Source organism: Pedobacter sp. GW460-11-11-14-TSB4 (assembly GCF_059423705.1).
On sequence record NZ_JBWKYI010000003.1, the window covers coordinates 165,964 to 190,854 of the forward strand.

The 24,891-nt window shown below is 41.4% G+C and carries 14 protein-coding genes; 1 reads left to right on the plus strand and 13 read right to left on the minus strand.

Annotated elements, in window-relative coordinates; all coding sequences use genetic code 11:
* Positions 1-219: 219 nt before the first annotated feature.
* Positions 220-4,263 carry a hybrid sensor histidine kinase/response regulator transcription factor gene (locus AC07YT_RS05250; RefSeq protein ID WP_086547146.1) on the plus strand — a complete coding sequence of 1,348 codons (4,044 nt, stop codon included), beginning with the start codon at positions 220-222 and terminating at the stop codon, positions 4,261-4,263.
* 68 nt (positions 4,264-4,331) lie between these two features.
* On the opposite strand, the gene AC07YT_RS05255 is transcribed toward AC07YT_RS05250, so the two are convergent.
* The 13 genes from AC07YT_RS05255 to AC07YT_RS05315 form a co-directional block, all read right to left on the minus strand.
* Positions 4,332-5,591 carry a DUF2264 domain-containing protein gene (locus tag AC07YT_RS05255; protein ID WP_086547147.1) on the minus strand — a complete coding sequence of 420 codons (1,260 nt, stop codon included), beginning with the start codon at positions 5,589-5,591 and terminating at the stop codon, positions 4,332-4,334.
* Positions 5,592-5,601: 10 nt separating this feature from the next.
* Positions 5,602-6,798: a glycoside hydrolase family 88 protein gene (locus AC07YT_RS05260; RefSeq protein WP_086547148.1), complete on the minus strand. Its 1,197-nt coding sequence runs from the start codon at positions 6,796-6,798 to the stop codon at positions 5,602-5,604.
* 333 nt (positions 6,799-7,131) lie between these two features.
* Positions 7,132-9,378: an NHL domain-containing protein gene (locus AC07YT_RS05265; RefSeq protein ID WP_086547149.1), complete on the minus strand. Its 2,247-nt coding sequence runs from the start codon at positions 9,376-9,378 to the stop codon at positions 7,132-7,134.
* Positions 9,379-9,464: 86 nt separating this feature from the next.
* Positions 9,465-11,198 carry an alkaline phosphatase family protein gene (locus AC07YT_RS05270; RefSeq protein WP_086547150.1) on the minus strand — a complete coding sequence of 578 codons (1,734 nt, stop codon included), beginning with the start codon at positions 11,196-11,198 and terminating at the stop codon, positions 9,465-9,467.
* Positions 11,199-11,223: 25 nt separating this feature from the next.
* Positions 11,224-12,678, minus strand: coding sequence for a M60 family metallopeptidase (locus AC07YT_RS05275; RefSeq protein WP_086547151.1), 1,455 nt, complete (start codon positions 12,676-12,678; stop codon positions 11,224-11,226).
* 7 nt (positions 12,679-12,685) lie between these two features.
* Positions 12,686-14,413 (minus strand): alkaline phosphatase family protein, encoded by a 1,728-nt coding sequence (locus AC07YT_RS05280; RefSeq protein ID WP_494945195.1) that lies wholly within the window; start codon positions 14,411-14,413, stop codon positions 12,686-12,688.
* 28 nt (positions 14,414-14,441) lie between these two features.
* Complete coding sequence (locus tag AC07YT_RS05285; protein WP_494945196.1) at positions 14,442-16,052, minus strand: DUF5008 domain-containing protein; 1,611 nt, start codon at positions 16,050-16,052, stop codon at positions 14,442-14,444.
* A gap of 10 nt (positions 16,053-16,062) precedes the next feature.
* On the minus strand, positions 16,063-16,809 hold the full coding sequence (locus AC07YT_RS05290; protein ID WP_145954261.1) for a fasciclin domain-containing protein: 747 nt from the start codon (positions 16,807-16,809) through the stop codon (positions 16,063-16,065).
* Positions 16,810-16,857: 48 nt separating this feature from the next.
* The gene (locus AC07YT_RS05295) at positions 16,858-18,414 is read right to left on the minus strand and encodes a RagB/SusD family nutrient uptake outer membrane protein (RefSeq protein ID WP_086547154.1); all 1,557 of its coding nucleotides are present in this window, start codon (positions 18,412-18,414) and stop codon (positions 16,858-16,860) included.
* 11 nt (positions 18,415-18,425) lie between these two features.
* Positions 18,426-21,623: a SusC/RagA family TonB-linked outer membrane protein gene (locus tag AC07YT_RS05300; protein ID WP_086547155.1), complete on the minus strand. Its 3,198-nt coding sequence runs from the start codon at positions 21,621-21,623 to the stop codon at positions 18,426-18,428.
* 21 nt (positions 21,624-21,644) lie between these two features.
* Positions 21,645-22,676, minus strand: a complete 1,032-nt coding sequence (locus AC07YT_RS05305) for a DUF5007 domain-containing protein (protein WP_086547156.1) — start codon at positions 22,674-22,676, stop codon at positions 21,645-21,647.
* A 3-nt stretch (positions 22,677-22,679) separates the two neighbouring features.
* The gene (locus AC07YT_RS05310) at positions 22,680-23,312 is read right to left on the minus strand and encodes a hypothetical protein (protein WP_145954262.1); all 633 of its coding nucleotides are present in this window, start codon (positions 23,310-23,312) and stop codon (positions 22,680-22,682) included.
* A gap of 35 nt (positions 23,313-23,347) precedes the next feature.
* Complete coding sequence (locus AC07YT_RS05315; protein WP_494945197.1) at positions 23,348-24,880, minus strand: RagB/SusD family nutrient uptake outer membrane protein; 1,533 nt, start codon at positions 24,878-24,880, stop codon at positions 23,348-23,350.
* Positions 24,881-24,891: the final 11 nt, after the last annotated feature.

The following is a 24,891-nucleotide window of genomic DNA, read 5'->3' on the forward strand; positions in this document are numbered from 1 at the left end:
GGTGCATGCATCTTAAAAAACTGCTTAATGGGTTTATTTGGTTATGGATATTATTGAGCGCTTATTTGCTCAGCTTAGCTTGTAAATTTCCTTAATTAACCGATTATTAAAGGGTGAAAATCTTAAACAAATAGGTCGAAAATCTTAAATCCTACGCTTTTTCAGTAATCGTCGGTTAATTTTGAATATTAACACCAAATATCTCATAACTTTATTATAATGATCATCCTGCTTCATTTAAATTTAAATAGAAAATGCGCCATCCGTGCAGCGGGCTGGATAGGCATGATGTGCTTACTCCTGTGTGGAGCTTTGCAGGTAAATGCGCAATTATCTGTTTCTACACATTTCAGTACCGAAGATGGACTTGTTCAGAATAATGTGCTGTCTATTGCTCAAGACAGACAGGGTTTTATGTGGTTCGGTACCGAAAATGGCCTAAGCAGGTTTGATGGTTTGAGGTGGCGCAGTTTTAAGAATATCCTGGGGGATACCAATAAACCTTCATCGCCTGCTTTGATCAGGTCTTTATTCTGGGATCAACAGAACCGGTTATGGATGGGCACTGCGTTGGGACTCATTACTTTCGATCCCCTTACCGAAAAATTCAGGCAGATCAAGCTTCCTTATCCCATACAACCCGAGGTTAAGCAGGTAACAAGAGATCTTTCTGGAAATATCCTGGCGGGCACCACAGCCGGTATCGTACTAATCACTAAAGAAAATAAAATCATTGCTTCAGCAAGGGCTTTTGATGATGGCGAAGATATATTGTGCCATACGATTTTTTGTGGGTCAGATGGCAGGATCTGGTGCGGTACAAACAGGGGGCTTTTTGAAGTAAAGATCAAAGCTGACCGGATTATGCTGAGCAGAACAACAGCTGAACTGCCCGTTTTCTTGCAAAAGGAGAAAATTACTTCGATTAAAATGGATAATAATGGAAGGTTTTGGTTTGGATCATATGCTGGTGGCCTGCTTTTATGCCATTACCAACAAGGGAAATTTATTGAGGCGCAGCAACAACCTGCTTTGCCTGGTGGGGCTACCCACAAAATCAGGTCGATTATCAGTTTGTTAGACCATAAGATTAGCGTTGCCACAGCCGACGGTCTGTTTTTTTTCGATATCAATAACCTGAATACCTTTGAGTTGACCAGCAAAGCGGGCGATGAGCAAAGCTTACATAATAGTTCGATCCACAGCTTGTTTCAACAGCGCTCAGGAACCATTTGGATTGGTTCTTATTACAGCGGTCTGGATTTAATAAAGCCACCACTTGCCCCCTTTCGCCATCTAGGCATTGGTCCAACCGCTTTAAACCTCAACCATCGGGTGGTCAGCAGCGTGTGCAACCGTAATCAAACGGAGCTTTGGATTGGCACCGAAGGCGGAGGAATAAATATTTATAACCAGTCAACTAAACAGGTCTCTTATTTAAAAAACCAACAGGGTAACGATAAGTCAATCAGTTCAAATTTCATCAAAACCCTATTTAAAGATGAGGATGGGAATTTATGGATTGGCACTTTTTCGGGCACTTTAGATGTCCTTAATGCCAGCACTAACACAATCGAACACCGTTTAACCGGGACTGAGCGAATTACCGAGGTGAACTCAATTGTAGAAGACGGGCTAAACAGGCTCTGGATTACCTCTAGCAATGGCTTAAAAGTATATAAACGCATCAGAACACATTTGAAAGCGGATAGACTGATGCAGCAACCGGGACTAAAATCTTTCCTCGCTGGCGTTGCCTTTCAGGACACCAAAAAAAGGTTATGGTTTGCTACCGAAACCAAAGTAATGAAAGTTGAGGGTGATAGTATCCGCATCTATCATTTAAAATACCCTGTAAATACGATTTCCGAACATCATGGCACCATTTATTTAGGTTTAGAAAGCCGTGGCCTGGCAGCATTTAATGAGCAGCGTGGTCAGTTCGCCTTATATCAAATCAATAGCCAGGTGAATAATCGTTCGGTATACAGCATCGCTTTCGATAGGCAAAACCGTATCTGGCTGGCCAGTGACAGTGGATTGCTTAAGGTTAGCCCAAAACAGAAAATCGTTACACAATATACCAAAGCCGACGGACTGATTAGTACCAATTTTAACATCAACGCCAGGTATGAACGGGATAACAATTTGTTTTTTGGAACATTGGATGGACTGATTTATTTTGATCCTGACCAAATCCGGGACGATACGACAAAATCAAGTATCGTGATTACCGGCATGCGGATTTTCGATGTACCGGTAGAGATTGATAGTTCGGTATTGCGTAAATCCATCACCTATACCAACCGGGTTGAACTTAGCCATAACCAGAACTCGTTAACCTTCGAATTTGCATTGCTGGATTTTATTAAACCTAAAAAAAATGCATTCCGGTATAGCCTTCAGGGATTAAGCAAAGGCTGGACCACAACTAATTTAGCCGAAGCAACATTTAACAACCTCGCTCCCGGCACTTATACGTTAATGGTAAGCGGTAATAATGGCAGCCCCAACTGGATGGAACCGATTCGTTTAACCATTAACATACATCCGCCGTTTTGGGCCACCTGGTGGGCTTATATGCTGTATGGTATTATTTTAACCAGCATCGTTTTCTTCATCAGTCGTTATTTTGTATTGCGCACCCTCTTAAAAAGAGAAGACGAACTTCACCAATATAAGATCAATTTTTTCACCAATGTATCTCATGAAATCAGAACACACCTGAGCCTCATTTCTCCCCCGATAGAGCAACTCGTTTCTGACGAACAATTGGGTAAGAAACAAAAAGATAAAATACTGGGGGTTGCCGGCAACGCCAGGCGACTACTAACGCTTGTTAACGAACTGCTGGATTTTAGAAAGACAGAGGATAAACATTTAACATTATCAGAAAATGTGCAGGATTTACTGCCTATACTGGAAGATTGCCTGCAGATGTTTTCGGAAACCGCTGAGCAAAAACAGATTACCACCCTATTGGAAAAGGAAAATCTAAAATCAGCCTTTTTATTATGCGATGCCTTTCAATTAAAAAAAGCCATTATTAACCTGCTGGCCAATGCCTACAAATTTACACAGAATGGCGGCCTGGTTAAACTCAGGATCAGCCAGACTTATCACGAGGTGACCATTACGATTGAAGATAACGGAAGGGGGATTTCGCAATCGCATTTAAACAAATTATTCGAAAATTACTATCAGGTTGCAGACCATGGTTTTCAAAATACAGGTTATGGTATAGGTCTGGCCCTGTCAAAAGCTATTGTTGAGCTTCATCAGGGTACGATTACGGTAACCAGCCGGTTGGAGACGATGAATGAGCCCGGACATACTTCCTTTACGATTTCATTACCGAAAAGACAAAAAGAAGCCTATGATTCGTTAGCAGCTTACAATGCTGAGCATACTTTCCCTGATCATGGGGATGAACAAACGCAGCATAAACCATTATTGCCCTTAACACAGGCTGATGAAAGCCAGAAACCAACCATTTTATTGGCGGAGGATAACCTTGAGCTTGCTACATTGCTGGATGATATCTTAAACCCTTATTATCATGTAATCATCAGCAGAAATGGAAAAGAAGCCTGGGAACAGGCAAAACGGCATATTCCCGATCTGATCATCAGTGATGTTATGATGCCTGAAATGTCGGGATTTGACTTTTGTGACCTGATCAAATCTAATGTGGCCACCAACCATATTCCTTTTATATTGCTAACGGCAAAAACACAGACCGAAGATGTAATAACCGGCTTATCTCATGGTGCTGATGTTTACCTCACTAAACCATTTACCCCGCAGGCTTTGCTGCTGCAGGTAAACAACCTTATTGTAGCCATACAGAACGTGCATACGCATGTTGGTCAGTTGCTGAACAAAAATTCAGAGCCGATTGATATCTTTAACCAGTTAATCCAAACCCAGCTTGGTACGGAGAGTAAGAAATTCATGAATCAATTGGTCGAAAACATCACAGCTTCCATAGAGAATCCTGAATTTGGTGTTAACGAACTGGCCAGGCTGATGAACATGAGTACGCCAATCCTTTACAAAAAAGTAAAATCGGTCACTGGTTCATCGGTAAATGATTTTATAAAAGGGCTACGCCTGAAAAAAGCGGCAGAACTACTGGAAACCAGGCTTTATACGGTTTATCAGGTTTCGTATATGGTGGGCTTTTTAGATAGTCGCTACTTTAGTAAAGAATTCAAGAAGTTCTTCGGGAAGTTACCTTCGGAGTGGATAGAGACCGACTAACACGAAGCTTAATGTATAGCCAGTAGTTACGCCTAACTACTGGCTTTTTTTAATTTGAATTGAAATCATTAAAAATCTACATGATAATCTTTGGAGAAGGGTTTTGCAGCCCAGGCTTTTTTCGAGGTCCATTCTGCCGCAGGTGCAGCCCAAAATTCATCGCTGGCCGGTAAACCCAAAGGAAGGAAGGATAAAGTAGCCATATACAGACTGCCTGTAGAGGTATAATAATCTGCTATTTCGGGATCATGCCCGCAAAAACCAAGCTGTAACCATCCTTTTGCATCAAAAGTTCCAGGGACATCATATATGTTCTGTTTAACTTTAGTTAAAGCAGAACGCACCTGAGCAGGCTGAATATTGGCCGGTAACTTATGCATGAGGGCAATCTGGCTTAAAGCCTGAAAAGCACCGGTACGGTAGGTAATTGAACGGCCAATTGGCGGATAGGTTCCTTCAGGAGAAATCATGCGCTCCTGCCCTACTACGTAACGCTGCATCCTTTTTACAGCAAGCTCATATCGTTCTTTTTTAATAAGCTTTTTATCCAGCATCACGGCAAGTGTATCCACCATCATCGGGTGAATCACAAAAGAGTTATAATAATCAAAAGCCATGTTTACGCCATCACCATACCAGCCATCGCCTTTATACCATGCGTTTAAGGTATCTACACCTTCATTTAATCGGGCTTCATCATGCGGTTCGCCAATCGACAATAAAAAGGCTTCTGTAATAGAACCGAATAACAACCAGTTATTTTTAAATGGCTTTCTATTTCTCAATGATTTAAACGAGGCAATAATTTCTTGCTTGGTTTCAGGTTTTAATGGCTCCCACAAAGCTTTAGGCGCCCTTAAAAAAGTTTGTGCCAGGTAGGCTGAATCTACAATCGGCTGATAATCTTTGCTAAAATTTAGTTTATCAGGACTGTTTTTTGCAAAACAGCTGTCCAATCCCTGAATGGCCTGTAATTTCAGCGTACTTCTTAAAACGCCTTCTTTTGTGGTATCATCAGGTAAGGAAAGCCAGGGCGCAATACCGGCATAGGTACGGCCAACAGCCTCCAAATAGGATACAGCAGGTGTTCTGGAGTCGAATTTTGGCGCCGTAACCACTGGCATATTTTTAATCAGTGTTCCATTGGCTAAATTGGAAACAACCGGGCTGGCAATTTTATATAGCAGTTTATACCAATATTCTCTGTCGTTTTTTGATTGGCCTTTTGCAGCATTATTAATTTTTGTTGCGGATAAAACTTCATTAGGATTAAATAACCCAAATACGCCAGTTAATGACAGCGCTCCTATAAATTTTCTTCTTTCCATTTTATGTGTGTTATAAATACCAGTTTTTATAGCGCATTAGCGCTTCGAGATAGTAATAATCGGCGTAACTAAGCGGAACGTCGACTTCCGATTTCAGTGGTAAAGCGCCAGTACTGTGCATGAGCAGAAAGCCACCATTTTCACCCAGTTTTGCACGATAGGTATCAGATGAAAGTGAAATAATCATTTTTTTTGCTTCGCTTACATATAATTTCTGCTCGCTTTTTGTTGCATACTGCCCTAATTCTAACAAACCTGATGCAATCACCGCCGCAGCAGAAGCATCACGGTAAGTATCAGGAATGTTCGGTGCGTTAAAGTCCCAATATGGAATCTGATCGGCAGGCATATTCGGATGATTGATGATAAATTTGGCGATGTTTTTTGCCTGATTAAGATAGTGTTTGTTTTTGGTAAAGCGGTACATCATCGTATAACCGTACAAGCCCCAGCCCTGGCCACGACTCCAGGCCGATTCGTCAGATGCCCCCTGGGCTGTACCTCTTCTCAGTACTTTGCCTGTAGTCATATCGTAATCTACCACGTGATAAGAGCTGTAGTTTGACCTGAAATGGTTTTTAAGCGAAGTATCGGCATGATTGATGGCAATTTTCTTGTATTTCGGATCGCCACCATGATCGGATACCCAGGCCAGTAACTCCAGGTTCATCATATTATCAATAATAACCGGGCCTTTCCATTGTTTACTGCTGTTCCACGATTGGATTACTTTAGCAGCCGGACGGTAGCGTGTAGCCAGCGAAGCAGCAGCCGTATCGATGGTTGGTTTATACAAAGCATTACCAGTTATGCGGTAGGCATTGCCAAAACTACAGAACATCATAAAACCTAAATCGTGGTTTCCGGTGTAATGTTTCTCCTTCTCTAGTACCGCAAGGCGTTTTTCTGCTTCTTTTAAGGTGCCGGAATCTTTTGTATACTCGTAAATATAAAGCAGCGAACCAGGATAAAAGCCACTGCACCACCATTTGGTGTCGCTCGTTTCCAGTTTATTATTTTTGGCATAATAGGTTTTTGGCATGCGGTCTGCCGGTGTATTTTTGGCCAGTAACTGATATTGTTTCTGTGCAAATGCAAACTGCTTGTCGAGCAGGTTTTTCATTGCTTTTTTATCATCAGCTGCCTGTTGTGCATTAGCCATTACTGCTGCAGCCAGAAAACATATGGCGAACAATAATTTTTTCATAGTTTAGGTAAATTTGTATTATTCATTTTGTGTTGAGCCTTAACATAGGCTTTGATGTTGGTTGCGGCAAATTTGTGCTTTTACAAGTTTAAAAGAGGGTGAAAATTATAAATGATAAGGTAGAAAATCTGAAATCAACTACCTTTTCAGGATATATTCCAACATCTTCCATTTTTAAGACCTCGTTTTTATACAGTCGACCGTTCTTTTTGAAAAAATACTGCCAACCAGATTTCTACATATTTTGAAATCCGTAAAAAAGGACTGTCCTCTCATTGAAGAACAGCCTTTTTGCAATCTCATCAATAGCCCTTAATCAGCTTGCTACATTCACTAATTAATCGTACTGGATTTCATGATTCTGATTTTGTTGTTGCCCTGATCGGCAATCAGGAAATAACCACCATAGGTATTGTATTTTATTGCCCAAGGGAGATTAAACCTGGCATTAGTGGCAGCGCCATCAACGTTTCCGGAAGTACCGGTTACCGCATTAACGCCGGTGATGCTATCGTCTGTACCCGATCCGGCCAGTAAACCAAATGTGGAATTGGTTGTTACTTCGCTTGTTACTCTTGCGATAGAATGTGCTTTCTCGCTACAAACAAAAATTACCCCTGCCTGGCTAATAAATATCCCTGAAGGATCGTTAAAATTGCTGGTTTTGGTTTGCTTTAATACAGTTCTCGCGCCCGACGAAACGGTCACCCTAAAGAGATAACTTTCAGTAGATCCGAAGGTATTTCCAAAGGCGCCTAAATAAAGTGATGTTTTATTCGGATTTAGGGCAATGGCATTTGGAGCATATATTGTAGCTGTACCAAGTGTACTAACCGTATTGGTATTTAATACTATTTTACGAATTCTGCCAACTGATGTACTTGCCGATAAATCTGACAGGTATAAGGCACCACCTGCTTCATCTAAATCAATCCCGCTAGGATTGGTAAATGTGGCCGCTGTTCCAACGGCATCTGCAGTACCTGCTGCACCACTACCTGCAATGGTGGTTACAGTAGCTGCCATATTGGTTGGATTAATGGTTATTTTCCTTACTTTATGACCTGAATATTCAGTTACATATAACTCGGTTCCAGCCTGGCTAAGTACCATCCCTTTTGGCTTGTTAAATGTAGCTGCTGTTCCGGTTCCATCTACGCTGCTGGCCGTACCACTTCCGGCTAAAACGGTGGTATTACCGTTTCTACTTACCCGTATAATGCGGTTGTTGTTCTGGTCGCAAATGTAAATATTGCCCCGCTTATCGTTTGCTACATCGGTAGGGGCGTTTAAACTAATTCCATTATTCAAAGTCAGTGAACTCACCATCAAATTCGAAAGTATGGGTTCAGGATAGGTTGCTGTTTTAAGCGTTAGCGGAAGACTAACCTGCTTGGCTGCCGAACCCGTATTTACTGCGGTAATGGATTTCGAAGCAAAATAAGTATCATTTACTACTTCAAATTTCATATCCCCAGAGAAACGTATCCGTACACTCAATTTTCCATTTTCATCGGTAACGGCAGTGGTATCTAATTTAAACGCGGTTTCGCCGGTAATTTTCGAACTCACATTAACCGTTACACCAGGTAAAATCTGATTATTTGCCTGATCGTAAACCAACACATCAACAGGGGCTTTGGGACTCAGTTTTTTCGATTTTAAGGTTACTTTTCGATTTTTTTCATAAGCCAGACGGGTAATTACAGAATCAGGGAAGAAATAAGAGGGATCTGTTGTTCTGATTTTCACCTCGCCTTCAAATGGAGCATTCAAAATCAACTTTCCATCGCTGCCGGTTGTGCCCAATAAGCCAATATCTTTAAAATCAGTTTCACCAGTCAGTTTTTGCAGAACGGCCACATCAATACCAGGCAGTAATGCATTATTATCCTTATCCAATACGGTAATCTCTAATGGAACGGTTAGGGGCTTAAGCCTGGCGATCAGATTTACAGCACCACCCTTCACATTTTTAAGCGTTGCCAAAAGTGTATCGGGAAAATACTTCATGGTATCGCCCACCACTACCCTTACCACATTTGGATAAGGTAACGATACCACCAGCTGTCCGTCAGTTCCTGCATGTTCTAAACCTCCGGTAGAAGTATAAGTGTCAGCGCCCGGTGCTTTGGTATCAATTAATAAAGGAAAGTTAGAAATACTTACATTTTGCTCATCCTTAACGGCTATGTTCAGTGGTGCCATACCAAACTTTGGGGTAGTGTGCAAAAGAATACTTGCAGCAGCATTAAAATAAACAGCCTGCTCACCTTTGTGATAATATGTGGTATCTACTTCTACCTTAATATTATTCGGATAGGGTAATTTTGTTTTGATCAGGCCGTCTTTATCGGTTCTAATGGTATCTACCTGCGTATAGGTGCCGGTTCCTGTAGTTTGGCGACTAATAATTACTTTAACCCCAGCCACTGGCAACTGGTCATCGTCATTAATCACTTTAATATCCAGCGTTTCTTTTGGTGTAGTGGTATCGTTCAGTGCTTCAGTGGCAAACTTTTTACAGGCAGCAAAGCACAGGGCAATACTCACAATGATGATATAGTATTTGTGTTTCATCTATATATTTTTTAGTAATGATGAATCTGCATAGCTAAAAAAGATGCAGATCCATCAATATTTATGATTTAAAATCTATTGTTGATTTACGGTTTATAAAATTCCACTTCGTAGAGTTTCAGCCACGATTTCCCGTTTAACTTCCATGAATCTTCTATATTAACCCCAAACCAATAAATAATCTGCGAAGCAATATCTGAATTGGAAACCGCCATAACCGTATTGCCTGATGGTGCAGTTGCGTTACATACCGGTTTTTCAAAGGCATTCCATGCGCCTCCATTTCCACTAAAAACAAGGTCTTTACCTGCCGCAACAGGTGCCTGATTAAGCAGCTTATTACCATTTACCTGTTTACAAGGCCAATACCCAATTAAATTTGGATCACCAACTGCAACACCATCACTACAGGTATAATTTTTAATTTCTGTATCTGAAAGGGCTTTATTGTATATGGCGATATCGTTTACGGCATATGATGAAGTATTTACTGCGGAGTTAATATTACCTAAAATCAGATCATAAGGTACCGTACCGATGTTCCTTCCTGTGATATCAACTGCTGTGCCTGGCACTCCATCCACATATAAAACAGCCATTCTTTTACCTGCATCTGTATAGATTTTTAGGGTTATGGCGTACCATTTATTCAGATCGAAATTAGCAGGTGCATATGCATAAATTAAGGTTGATGAATTATAGCCCATCACTACTCTAAACCTTCTGGTGGAGGTTGCACTCAGTTCTACCATGAACTCCCAGCCGTTAACAGTACCATATGAAGCGTTTAATTTCGACAATATCACAGCATGCTGATTTGCACCCGCAGTTGATTTTACCTGAGCTTTTATCTGAATGGTTTTATCGCCTGCGCTACCAATATCGTAAATGCTGGCATTAGCAGCACTTAGCACCGCCTTCACATCAGTAACGGCTTTAGCTGCCGGAAATAAAAAGGCATCAGTTAAAGACACATTATCTATTTCTACCTTTTTAAAAGCCGGGTTATAGTAAATATTGAAGGAGTTACGCTCCCGCTCCGTCTGGCTGGTAAAACCTTTGTTTATGCCACCATGATTGGAGGTAATGACCACTAACCATTCTTCATTCGCGTATGTTTTTCTGGCTTTAACAGCCTCCAGTAATTTACCAAGGTAAGTATCTACCTGCGCTACCGCGGCCTTATATTCTGGTACATCAGCAGAATAGCCATATTTAAGCCCGGCCTGGTTAACCTGGTTAAAGTTGACCACTATTAAATCGGCCTTATTAATCCCTATTTTTTTAACCGCCGTATCGGCTGCAGCGGCATCGTTGTTCACCGCAATCGGCTCATCAGCGTAAAGAAGTAAGCGATCAACCAGGGTGTTCCAGGGCGAAACCGCTACAGAATACCTCATTTTAGGGGTAGCCTGCAAACGTTCAATTAACGAGGGATACTCTACAACTGCATCGTGCTCGCTGGCACTTTCAGGAACGATAAAGGTACTATCCTGTATTTTATGGATGGTGGCGATCCCCGTCATGATATTTTTCCAGGTTCCGGCATCGCTTACGGGAGCATCGCTTCTGCTCTGCCATGAATATTTACTGTTGGGCAATATGGAAGCAATAACCGGAGGCATAATTTTTTTCACATCCTCTCCTGTAGCACCATCAATACCGATTAATAATACCTTTCTTTTTTTAACCGAAACAATCTCCTGTTTCTCGAAAACGGCCGGTGGATCATAATACTTTTTACAACCAAAAATAACGGCACAGAGCAGCAGCATGGTCAATACGCTGTATTTTTTTAAACAAAGTGAATAATTCTTCATTGTTGGTTTATTTTATTATTAACTATTATTTACTTGGATCAGACAACCAAACGGTTTCGGTTAGCAATGGATATTTTGCCTGAATTTTAGCTTTGGAAACCGCACTTACCGTAATCCCCCACTTGGTTAAAAAAGGCTCCATATCGGTTTTGGCAAACTCCGATAAACGTTCGTAAAAGAAATCGATCTTATCCTGGTTGTTGTTTGAGGTAAACCTTGCGTGCCTGGCTTCGGTAGCGAGGTAAGTGATAAAACTATATCCATAACGTTCCATCAACTGGATAAACATGCCTAGTTTAGCATCTTCTGATGCATTAGCGTATGATTTGGTACCAGTAGGTGTTACAAAAGCCAATGCAGCCGTCATCATGCGTTTATAATTACTGTGCTTATAACCATGGTACTTGGTTACCATTAAAGAAAAAATGTTGTTCGAAACCTCACCGTTACCGTCAAAGTTCCAGGTATTGTTCATCTGCATGTTGTGCCCCAGCTCGTGATAAGTACCCCAGTTCTGGCCCACCACCCCGCTTAACGTTACGGCCTGTGCGAAATAATTATCATTGGCCATTGCTACCACCGGGTAACCGCTATGCTGCGCCCCAACTGAAGGTTGGATGTCGTGTACAATTCGCCAGGGCAACATCGGATTTAAGTCTCTGGCATCAGCTGCATTTTCTGATAAACCATACCATTCCCAGTAGCAGTGTAAAATCTGCTCATCCCAGGTTTGCATTAAAGCGGTTGGACTGGCAATTGGGAATTTAGCCAGACGTGAAAGCGGCAAAGTAAAAATGATGCGTTTGCCACGCAGCTCGAAAAAAGGAACTGTTGTTTTGGCAATCATGGCTTTCCACTCTTCATCTGTGGTTTCGCCCAGCACAAAATCTGGCGATTTAACTGTTCCCGTGAAATAGAAATCTATTTTTCTGCCAAGCGCTCTTGGTGGAATGATATAAACCTGGCCACCATATAAATTGCGGATCAGGTTTTTACCTGGCGCAAGGTTATGGCGGGTGTAAATAACGGGGGCCCTTAACTTTGTCGTTAGGCTGGTTAAATCATCATCCCATGCTCCTATCTGGGCAATCATTCCATATTCGCCCGCCGGAACATCAATTTGGATGAGTTCGCCGGCAGGTGCATACATTCCCGTGCTGAACCATCCCTGCGGTGGTACAGAAATCCTGAGGTTGGCATTATTGGCATATACAAAATCAAAGTCGAGGGTTACCTTGGTATTTTTAATCCGAGGTTCAGAAATCGCCACCAAACCTGGAAAAACCCTCGCCAGGTTAAACTGTGTCCTATCAATCTTATATTTTGAGGTATCCAGGTCCTGGTTTCCAAAAGTATCTACTACTTCAGTTTTGCTATAGCCATCTTCAAAAGAGTAGCCATAATCCTTTTTACAGGATTGGGTAAGCAGCAAAAGAACTGCAAAAGCTGAGGTTAAGCCTATTATTTTTTTACTTCTCATGGCTCAGTTATTTTAAAATATTAGTGTAAATCGGTGTCCAAACTTTTCCATCGAGGTTAAAACCTGTTGCATTGATGTTCAGCCAGCCTAAAATAAATCGTGGTATATCGATGCCTCTTGGTACTATTTTATAAAGTTCTGGTGTTGGCTTGATACAGAATTTATTGTCGTAATCTTCAAAGCTCTGCCACTGGGTAGATTTTTGGAAAACAAAATCACTTTTCGATTTACTCTGGTCCTTAATCAGGGTCCCCGTGCCATCGAGTGCCGGCCAATAACCGATTAAATTGTTATAGTTGGGGTGTCTGCTATCTAAAAGCACCTGGCAGGCAAAATCTTTTATAACCGCATCGGGAACGGCGGCATTAAAAATCCTGATGTCGGTTATAAACTGTGTAGCACTATTGCCATATCCCGAACGATACCCGGCAACTAAAGGTTCAGTATTGTTTACATTCCTGCCCGTTATTACCGTTGGAGAACCAATTGGATCGCCATCCTGAAACATCTGCACATACCTCACGGTACCCACAAAGTAGATTTTAAAGCCTATATGATACCATTGATTAACTTCCATGGCTTTGGTGGTTGGGGTAGAGATCGCGGCAGAAGCCAAACCGCCCAGCCTCCAGGTACCATTCGATCCGTTATGGATAATCCACCAGCCAGTGGTTCCATTGGCCGGACTGGCTGTTTTAAAAAATATTGGTGCATTCTGTGTTCCGAAAGATTGAACTTTTAATTTAAACTCTACTGTATACTCGCCAGTGGTACCAAAATTATAGAGATTCGATTTGGCGGCATCAACACTGGCAATGGTATCGCCATTTAATTTTCCATAACTGCCTGAATAGGGCAATGAATTTAAATTAGCAGGTTTGTTATAAATGGTCGATTTGAAATTAGGGTTGTAAAGGATAACAAAGCCATTTAACAAGGGTTTACTATACAAGGTTTGATCCATTAAAGCCGGTATGACCGGGTAATCGCCCCCTTTGTTTGAAGCAATTACGATGAGCCAGTTTTCTTTGCTAAAATTAGGCCGTGCTTTGATGGCGGTATTTAGCTCGCCAATGTAAGTATCGATATTGCTTATGGCCGTTGCATATTGCGGTACACTGGCATCGTAACCATATTGTGCACCGGCCTTATCTACACCCTGAAATTCAGCCAGCACTACAGCCGCATCCTTATTGGCCAATTCGGCCAGTGTTGCTGTTTTTACGGCTTCATCGCTCGAAAATGAAGTGTTTACATCTGCGCTGGTAACCAGTTTGGTACTCAGTGCCGGAGATATGCTAAAAGCTGCTGTTCTTAAACTGGTATTGTCTTTAACCCGTTTAAAAAACATTGGATAATCGGCAAGTTTATTGTTCGAAAAATCCTCGCTAATTACCTTATGTTTGGTCTTGTCTACGCCCGTAAGCATATCGGCCCATGAAGTAGCGTTGAGGCCGTTTTCATCCGATACAGCATTGATGGTAAACATACCATTCTTGATCATTTTAGATAAATTGGGCGTTGGGGATTTAAAAACCGACTCTCCCCTGGCACCATCCACAATCACGTACAATACTTTTTGCTGCTGTGCATCAATAACATTGCCTCCGGTATTGTTAGAGAAATCCTTTCTGTCGGCTAATTCTTTATTACAAGAAATTATAGAAATCGTTAAAACGACTAAAACGGCCGTTAGTTTAACTATAAATGCTGACTTTTCTATTTTACTTTTCATTGTATGATTATTTAATAACAACATTATTTTATGGTTTAATAGAGATGCGGACAGCACCTGAAACCTGCTGGTTATCGAAAAGAGAAATTGCACCTGCAATAAGTGCGGTAGGGTTTCCGAAAATATCTACACTTTCGTACACATCGTTCACGATGCCCTGAAACTTACCAGTGTTATTGTATCCGGCAGCTAAACTTCCGTTTGGATTTAAGATCATAAAACCCTGTCTAACGATGCCGTCATACTTTTTAAAGGATCCAAACACCAATATCTTACCGCTTTTTAGCTGGTAGGCTTTACTGATGCTCCCCCCTTCGATTGACCTTAACACCAGGCTTTTATCTACCGTACCATCGGCATTTAACATCACCAGGCCTTTTGTGGCAAAACCATTGTAATTGTTAAATACTCCCGCAACAAGGTATTTGCCCGAAGTTGCACTATAGGTAATGGCGTTTATGGCATCATCGGCACCTGTTCCTGAGGGATAAGTTGGATCCACCAGCCCGTTTGTACCGATTCTTACAATCCGGTTGCCACTCAGGCCCTGATAATTGGTAAAAGAACCAACCAGGATAATTTTGCCGTCACTCTGCATTAAGGCATCGCTAATCGGTCCGTTACCACCAGCATATGGCAGGTTTGCCGTTTTATTGAAATTGTAGGTAGAGTCCATTTTACCCTCCATACTCATTTTTAACAAACCGTTTAATTTGGTATAGCCCACCACTTTATTATCTCTGGTTGAACGTTCGTAGAAATACTCAGCGTAGTTATTAAAGCTGCCCACCACATAAATGCTGTTGTTATAGTTAAAAACCTTATTCACCAAGCCCAATACCCCGCCGTTAAAAGTGGCTACGGTATCGTACGAACGATCTGAGCTTGTGCCCACTACTTCAACCTTCGAAGAATCTAAAGAACCGTTTGTATTTAATCTAGTGATACTGCTAATGCCATCACGATCGTTGTATTTGGTTAAGCTACCACCCACAATAAACTGACCTGTTGCCAGTCTGAAAATAGAAGATATAGAACCGTTGGCACCTTTTCCGGTTGAAAAACCTGAAGTAATAAAACCATTGGAATTGGTTAATACAATATTGTTTATGGGCTTTTTAACAGTGGCAGCAGCCATGTAGTTATTAAATGAGCCCACCATAACCAAGTTGCCATTGGGCAGGGGTAAAATCTGCCTGATAACGGTAGCGCTGGTATTGGCTGCAAAAGTGGCATCTGTTTCTACTTTACCTTCAACGCGGTAGGCCGGACCAAAAAAGATCTGATCATCAACCACCAGGGTAGTTCCGCCGGTACTCGCACCTACAGGAAAAAGCACCGTAATGGTTTTATCGGTTATTTTAGTAATGGTAGCTTCGGTATCGTTGATGTAGAATTTTACTTTATCCTTAAAAGGCATTAAACCATTTACCTCGAATGTGATCTGGGTTGCGCCATTTACATCTTCTGTATCGGATACATCTGATAAGAATTTTATACCCAATGTTTCTTTACCTCCGGCATAGGGATCTTCGCTAATGGGATTTTCCTTTTTGCATGATGAAACGGAAAGTACCAGCAATAACAAACAGGCCATCCACATGGTATTTTTACCAAAAATTTGTCTATTTCTTAACATATTGATGTTTTTATTGATTCCCAATTCCATTTTCTATTGCTATCGAATTAAAGTAGTTACTGCTAAATCCAAAAGAGTGCTTTTCGATTTTTAGCGCATGGACAATCCCATTTGTAGGATTGATATCGGATGAAGCCACCAGTGCATTTATCCAAAAGGCCTGTGGCCTTGATAAATCAGGGATATAAGAAATCATCAACTGTCTGTAGCCCGCATATTTCACCCTTACTTCTGAAGCACTGCCGGCATTGGTTACTGCATCATTATACACCACTCCAATGTTCATTGGCGTGCTATTGTAAGAAAGGTAGCCCTGGCCTTTATAGGTGTTCAGTGCCAGTGTATCAACCTGGCCATAATCTTTAAGCCGGTTGGTGCCCTTAAAGAGGTATAAAGAAAGTACGGTTTTCCATACGGCCGGTTTTATATCGGTTAGTTTGGTTACGGTATCTTTTCCTGTCGATAAGAGTTCTTTATTTAAGGTGCGGATCGCTTTGCCAATGGTTGGATCGGTGGGTGCAAAAAATGTTAGGTTATCATTGCTGAAAACACTTTCCATGCCCGCTATTTTAATCACCTGGGTAAGGGTATCAAAATGTAAGGGTTTAGATTGGAGATATTGTAATATGGTACCGTCAAACTTGGCTTCTTTTACCCCTCCATCTATATAATGTTCGTATTTTTTACAGCTAAAAGCTAAACCCACAACTATTGCGGCAAATGTTAGCAGTACTGTATTTTTATTAAACTTATTCATTGAATCTATTCTTTAATAGGTTAAATCTTATTATTTGCTTATTGCTTATTACCTCCAATAGTTATTCAAAGTCATATAAGGATTGTTTATCGTTGCACTCGGATCGATGGGCCAGGTCCATGCGCCTGCCTGAAATGCCGAAAACGAGAGTGGATTTGGCGTAAATTTTGGATCTATTATTTTTTTGGTGCGCACCAGGTCATAAAAATGATGCCCCTCGCCCATCAGTTCCTTACCTCTTTCTAAAAAGATGGCATCTTTTATCTTTCCCTCGCCCGGGTTGGCAGGGAAAAGATCAGCTCCAGCTCTTGCCCTGATCACATTGAGCAAAGTTGCCGCTTCGCCATCACGACCTAATTCGGCCAGGGCTTCTGCATGCAATAAGATGGCATCGGCCAGCCTGAAAATAATCGGGTTATCATCAAGAGATTGAACCAGCGCTGCCCTATTGAAAAATTTATAAAACTGCCATGTACCTGTTTCGTCATAAATAGTTTCATCAAACCAAACGGTTTTACGCTTATCGGTACCACCCTCGGGATAAATTTTCTTCATGTAGTCTGATTTATAAACCATTTCACTATAAGGTCTGTCGCTATTAAAAAACGGCACATGTACCACAGAGAAAGAGTATTTATATCTGGCATCATCTACCGATTCTCCTATGTTATCACTCAACTGAACCTCAAAAAGTCCCTCTTGCGATTTACCGAACATGATGAGATAAGTTTGCTCGATAGGCAATAAACGGTAGGCTTTTTCCTGGTCGACACCGATATTCTGCAACTCATTCCCCAGTTCATCAACCTGGTTGTAATAAGCAATGGCATTGGCGGCATCAAAACCCGCACACCACATATTCATGTGCATCATTAAATCTAAAGCACCGCCACGCATGGCCCTGATGCCTTTAAAAGTGGGATCGCTGTAGGTCCATGGTAAATCATTTTTAACTGCGCCCAAATCGGCCAAGCAGCCTTTTAAAACCTTAACCATATTGGTGCGGGGTAGCGCTTCCTGGTTGTAAGCATCGGTGTAGTAAGGCACATCACCAAATAACCTCACTAAAAAGAAATAAGATAAGCAGCGCATAAAAACGGCTTCAGCAATAAACTGTTTCTTTTTTACTGGTGAAATGGCGGCATCGGGCATGGCTTCTACTTCCTTTACCATAATATTGGCCGACTGGATTACTTTATAAAAAGGCATCCATTTTTGAATCAGATCATACCTCGATCTCAATTGAAACCATTCGTTAATGGCATTGGCTTCATAGCCAGGCAAAGAACGGTCGGCTCTTGCTGCGATGGCCATTTTTAGGTTATTCGTAGCCATATAAGCAAAATCGATACGAGGTGGATAACCTTTTGTTGACGGGATGACCCACCCACAACGGGTATCGCCGATTTCGAAAAGCACATTCTTCATCGAAGCTTCTCTAAACAGTCGATATAAACCCAGGTCGTAACCTTCTACATCCTTTTCATTTTTCCAGAAATTGTTACCAGACAGCTTACTTAGCGGCTCAACATTTAAGAATTTTTTGCAGCTAAAATTTACACTCAGCAGCAGTAATACTGATAGTATGTATATTATTTTTTTCATCGTTATCCTGTTTATAATTGAATGTTTAAGCCTAAAGCATATGTTCTCCTCACGGGGTAACCTCCGGAGTTATCTCTGCCCAGTGAACTCACATTTTCGGGGTCGGCGCCCGAATAAAAACTAAATGTGTGGATGTTATTGGCCGTACCATACACCCTTAAACTGGTGATACCTAAGCGTTTTGTTAATTCAGGCTTAAAAGTATAGCCCACGGTTACGGTAGCTAGTTTTAAATACGAGCCATCTTCCTGAAACAGGGTTTGGTTATACCTGAATGGCAAAAACTGGGTAGACTTATCGGTTGCCGAGTAACTGCCGTACCTTAAATAATCGTAAGGGTTCGGGTAGTTTGCAATATCGCCCGATTGACGCCAGATGTTATACTCCGTTATCGGCACTAAGTTGTTTGCCGAAAATGGTGAGGAGAAATTCTGGAAACTTGCCGCTAAAGGATTGTTCAGGATGTCACGGTGCCAGGTATAGGCCATAATTACATTAAGCGAAAAGCCTTTGTAAGAGGCATAACTGCTAATACCACCATTAATTAGCGGCTGAGAATTACCTGCTCCCACCATATCTTTAGCATCGAGTACATAATCGCCGTTGATATCTGCATAATAGGGATCTCCGGCTTTGAAATACACCGGGGTTGAACCATTAAAGGTGTGGTAACGCGTACCGTTTGCAGGGTTAACCGGAACATCATCATCAGTAGAAAATACCCCTTTAAAATTATACAGGATATTGGTTAACGAATTTCGGCCCAGCCTGTACAATATGGCCTGGCCAGTTGCGCCTCCATCTAGTAAAAGCTGTCTGGTTGCATCAGGAAGAGCCGTAATTTTCTCTTTATTGTAGGCTCCGTTTATACTAACAGACCAGTTAACTTTGCTGCTGGCTGGTAAAGGCCTAAAACTAAGCGCCAGTTCGTAACCATAGTTAACATTGCTTACTTCGTTGGTTTTTAACTTGGTAAAGGCATTATGGGTGGTAATGTTTTTCTCCCATAACTGGTTGTCAACCATTTTATAATAGGTATCGAAATTTAGGGTGATCCTGTTTTTAAACAGATTTAAATCTAAACCTGCATTGTATTGTGTGGTTGTGGTTGGTAGTAATTTAATGTTTGGAAGGTTATTAAAATCGACTGCGGTGGTAGGTATACCGTTATAATTGCCATAATAATCGTATGTTCCGTTGGCATCAAATACGTTACCAACCGGTGCAATATTTCTACCCCATGAAAGTCTTAACATACCTACATCAAGCCATTTAGAATCGGCCAGGAAATTTTCTTTATTGAAGTTCCATTTCAAGGCTAATGAAGGATTTTTAGCCCATGGTGCATTAAGGCCCGTGCTTGAGGTTCCATCCAAACGGAATGTAGCTTCAATCAGATATTTGGTTTGGTAGTTGTAAGATAAACTTGCGGCCAGTGAAGCGGCTCTCGAATCAGAATAATTATCCAATACCCCACCACCCGAACTTGCCGAAGCACTACCGAATGGCCCCTGGTACTGATCGTTGGTATACTGATCCTGCTGAATAGCATGCGCCTGAAAATTCCGCACATAAACTTCAGAGAAAACATAAGCGCCAATATTATGAACATCCTTTTGGAGCGATTTATTGAAACTAACCATCGCCCTGTTGTAAAGTGTGCTCCGCTTATCGTTATAAGAATAAACACCTGCAACGTTGTTATTCAAGATGGCCGGATTAAAGGTTTCTGTTGTGCCCATCGAATAATCGTAACTGGTAATATTGGAAACCGCCAGACCAGTAAGAAACTCGTACCTGGCCTCTACACTCGTTTTAATATTGCCGGCTTTGTTGTCGTTATCAACAATTAATGCCCCCAGGGCAGCATTGCTGTTAATTAAATTTGGACCAGGTAATAGTGAAGATGAACCTGCCCCTGAAGCAACACCAGTTTGCAGAATACCGTTACCACTTCCTTTCTGGCTATTGCCCAAGCTACTGGAAAGAATGAGGTTGACATTAAATTTCGGACTCGGTTTGTAGCGGGTATTCATGCTTAGCGAGTACCGGGTAAAACCTGTATTCTCCTGTATACCTTTTTCGTCGTAATAACCCAGGTTAATTTTATAGTTAAAAGAGTCATCACCACCGCTTGCATTTACGTTATGCTGCTGGTTGTAGGTAGAGCGGTAAAAAATGCTCTGCCAGTCTGTAGAGTTATTATAAAAAGCATTTAAACTATCGGCCAGCATGGGGGTATTATCAACACTCTGCCTGGCCGAGTAGATGTTGGCACCATAGGTGTAAATTTCCCAGAGTCTTAAATTGCTTTCTGCAGCGCCCCCAATCACCTGACGTAGTTTAGGTGGGGTATTAAAGAAAAAATTAGTAGAATACTGGATAATCGGGGTTTTCGATTTACCTCTTCGGGTATTGATCAAAATTACACCGTAAGCGCCCTGCGCACCATACAATGCGGTTGCGCTTGCATCTTTTAAGAAAAGGATTTCGTCTATATCTTCGGCAGGGATTAATGATAATGGACTAATACCCGGACCATTGCTGGAAAATCCGTACTGATAGTCGGTATTTAAATCAACAGGTACCCCATCAATCACAAACAACGGCGAAGTAGGAGTTAAAAATGCATTATCGCCTGATCCGGTTACACTAATGCCTGATAAACCCCGCATGTTAATGCTAGGCGCTGCACCCGGGCTACCCGTGTTGTTCTGGATGTTTAAGCCTGGTACTTTGGCCTGAAAAAGCTCGGCAACATTACTCACCGGAACATCCTGTATATCTTTCCCCCTTAACGAAGTAACTGCCCCCATTACGGTTTCTTTGGTTTTTTGACCGTAACCAACCGTAATTTTAACTTCTTCTAAAGTGGTCAGATCTTCAACCATTACGATCTTCAGATCGTTTTTACCGTTTAACTTTATCGTAACATCTTTATAATTGAGGTATTTAAAGGTTAAGGTTGCGTTATCGGGTACGCTTACGGTAAATGTACCATCATCTCTGGTCATTCCTATTGCCCGGGTTGCGGTGCTCGCCATAATGGTTACGGCAGGTATTCCTGAGCCATCTCCCTTATCTACAACCTTGCCCCTTACGCTAATCAGGTTTTGGGCCCATGCTGAACTGCCCAATACCGTTAACGTCATTAACAGCAATAAATTTAATATGTATTTTTTAGCCATATCTGTATAATAAAAACTCATGTTCAACTTATTTTTCTGGTGCTAATCGTTAGTAAACTTGGGGTTATCCTTGTTAAACCAGATCACGATTTCCCAATCCCCCTTTTCGAAAATGGCAAAGTCTAAACCGAGGTTTGCCTCTACCCTAAAGCCTCCAAAACCAATCCGGTCGTACGAAAAAGCTACACGGGCCCTCGACCCTGCAGCATTGGTATAAGGGGTTGGAATCTGTACCAGGGGAATTGGGTAAGCCACATCGTATTTGACAGATGTTGGTGTCATCTTCATGTTGAAACCATGCACCAGCTTAGTCCAGTTGGTCAGTTTAAATTTTGCAGGGTCAATAGGTTTTAACAGGGTATCTAAAAACTTAAAGGAAAGCGAATTACCCTCGCCTGTTTTATTAAACAATATGGTAACATCGCCGGCGCTTAAAGGCTGACCCGATTTTTCACCGAAAATGCCTGCTATAGTAGAGGGCGTAATGGTACCTCCGGTATTGGCCCCTGTTAACGGATTTATTCTGTTTGGCTCGTAAGGCAATTCCCTTTGTGGTTGTAATACCAGATTATTAAAATACTTACGACCACCATTATTAGAAACCTCCACATCAAAAACATAACCTGAATCGGGAAGCGCTTTAACAATATTGCTCTTAGCCTCAGCCCACATAATAAATTCGCCAGAGTGTTCGCCTACCTCAAATAAACTGTGTTGCTCTGTGGTGCGTTTATTTTCAATTTCCTGAATAGATTTTTCGCTTCCATCGTAGGCTTTTTTCCATACCAGCACAGGAAAAGGTTTTAAAAGTTCAGGGCTGGTCTGGCCGTCGCCATTGCGCATCGCCACGATTTTGAAAGTTAAGGGCAAGGAAGAACTTTCGATATTAAAATTATCGCCCATGAGGGTTGTACGCCCCAGTATAGGCCTGTAGGTGGTTTGTTTAAAACCTGCATCTTTATTAAATGCATCACTATCGCTCGGTAATAATTTTTTGCAGCTAAATATGGCCAGTATGCCAATAGCGACAAAGAATAAGACAAATGATTTATTTTTTGATATCATATCATTCATGATTTATTTATTTAACCTGATTAAGAATTCGCCAAAACCGAATTCGTGAGAAGCAGAAAGCACGTGTATAATTGCATTATTGGTTGCAATATTTACCGCCTGTGTAGTAGCCGATTTCCATTCTTTGGTATACTGTGAGTTTTTAATATCGCTGTACACCACTCCTTTTGGTCCGCCAAAAACATACCCGCTGGCATTTGAGTTTAACTCCTGCGCATTCATACCGTAATTAAAATGTGTACTGGTTAAAAATGCACCATCGGCAAAGTGTAAGCTATCGGTGGTTATTTTATTTCTAACAATGTAACGGTCTAACAAAATCCCCAGCTGGTCTACATCCAGGTTAGAAATGCCCACAGCTTTTTTATTCTGACTTAACCTTAAATTATTAAGGGCATTTAAGGCAATTGAAAAGTTTCGGTTGGTGAGCGAAAAAAAAGTAATCGCTTTGCTGTTTGTTAAGGTATCTTTTGCCCAGGTAATGCGGTCGCATACTTTTAGTAGCGAATCGTACTGTCCGGTTTGCGCTTTTAGGTAAGCATAGGCATTACCATCGAACACATTTGCCTCATTTTCGTAATTGTATGCCCCGTCATCTTCCTTTTTGCAGGAAAGTATAAACAGTGTTATGGCCATACAGAATGCTATATTTTTAATACTTTTTATCATCATTACCTCCAATATTCGTTTTGTGTAATTTTTGCATTGGTGCTCAATACCTCTTCATCAATAGGCCAGTATATCCCTCCCTTTTTGATCAGGTCTAAAAACTTTGCATCATTGTTTTTCAGCTTATTATACCTCACCAAATCGTACCATCTCCAGCCTTCGCCCATTAATTCTCTTCTGCGTTCTGCAAAAATGGCGTCGATCAACCCTGCATTGGTACCTTTGTAAAGACCTATTCCCCTATTGTTCCGGACAATATCTAAAGCATCAGTAGCATCTTCCATACTGCCTATTGCAGCCAATGACTCGGCATAAAGCAGGGTAATTTCTTCTATCCTGGTAAATATTAAAGCTGAACTGTAAATGGCCAGTGAGCCATCGGTTGAGGCATTTCTAATGCATTTTATTTTGCTGAATACGGTATTAGAAGTTCCGTATCCGCTGAAATAATCAGATACCGGCAAACCGGTAAGCGGATCGAACCTAAACCTCAGGTCGTTGGGTTCGTTAAAGATGGACGCAATTACATCATCGGGCATTTTAATCTGTGGAACAGCTTTAGCGATAATGGGTGCAGCCAGCGCCAGATCTTCCATATGGCCTATGGTGCTCATTTCAGTTGTGTTGTAGTTAAAAGGAAAACCAACCAACTGGGCGGCATTATTGCCATAAAACAGGCCATCTACCTTGGTTAAGTTGGTCGTTGTGGTATATACACCACCGCTTAGGCCAAAATTGGTCATCACAAACTTTGAATACGCTACCGCATCGAGGTATTTTCCCTGCCAGGCAGCAATATGCGCCAGAATTGAATAGGCAGAAATCCGGTTGAATAAAATGCCGTCCCAATAAGGGGCTACTTTTCCATAATAGTTTTGCTGATTGAAACCATTCTCAATTGCACCATAGCGGTAAGGCAGATTATTTACAATGCTTAACAGTTCATTGGTCGCAAACTGCAGTACAATTTCGCCTGCTATTCTCGGGCGTTCTGTAAAATTACCATCCGTTGAAGCGGTAATCAGGGGAATATCGCCCCATATACGAACCATATAAAAATAAGTAAATGCCCTTAAAGCCTTCATTTGGGCAACATCTACCTTATAGTTTTCTTCGGTATACTGTTTGTCGTTTTTTAAAATCTCTCCCGCACGGTCGATAAAAACCGTACAGCTGTTAATTACGGCATAAAACTTACGCCAGTTGCTCAACGATTTTACAACCGGATATGGCGCGTTTAAATTATTTTCGGTAATGGCTTTTAAATCCAGCCTGGAAGTGGCTTTAAAATCACCCATACGCACATCGCCATATAACCAATGCGCATTATTATCGGCCAGTGCCGCTCTTAACAGGCCATAAGAGCCCAATAATGCGGAGCGTGCATCAGCTAAACTCTTCCAGTTATTGCTTTCATTTACCAGGTGTGTCGAATCGATATCCAGTTTTTTATTACAGGCCGATATAAACAGGGTACTGAACAGCATAAACAAGACTGTGAATATCCTTCTTGATGGTATTACTTTATTATTCATGATCATTTTAT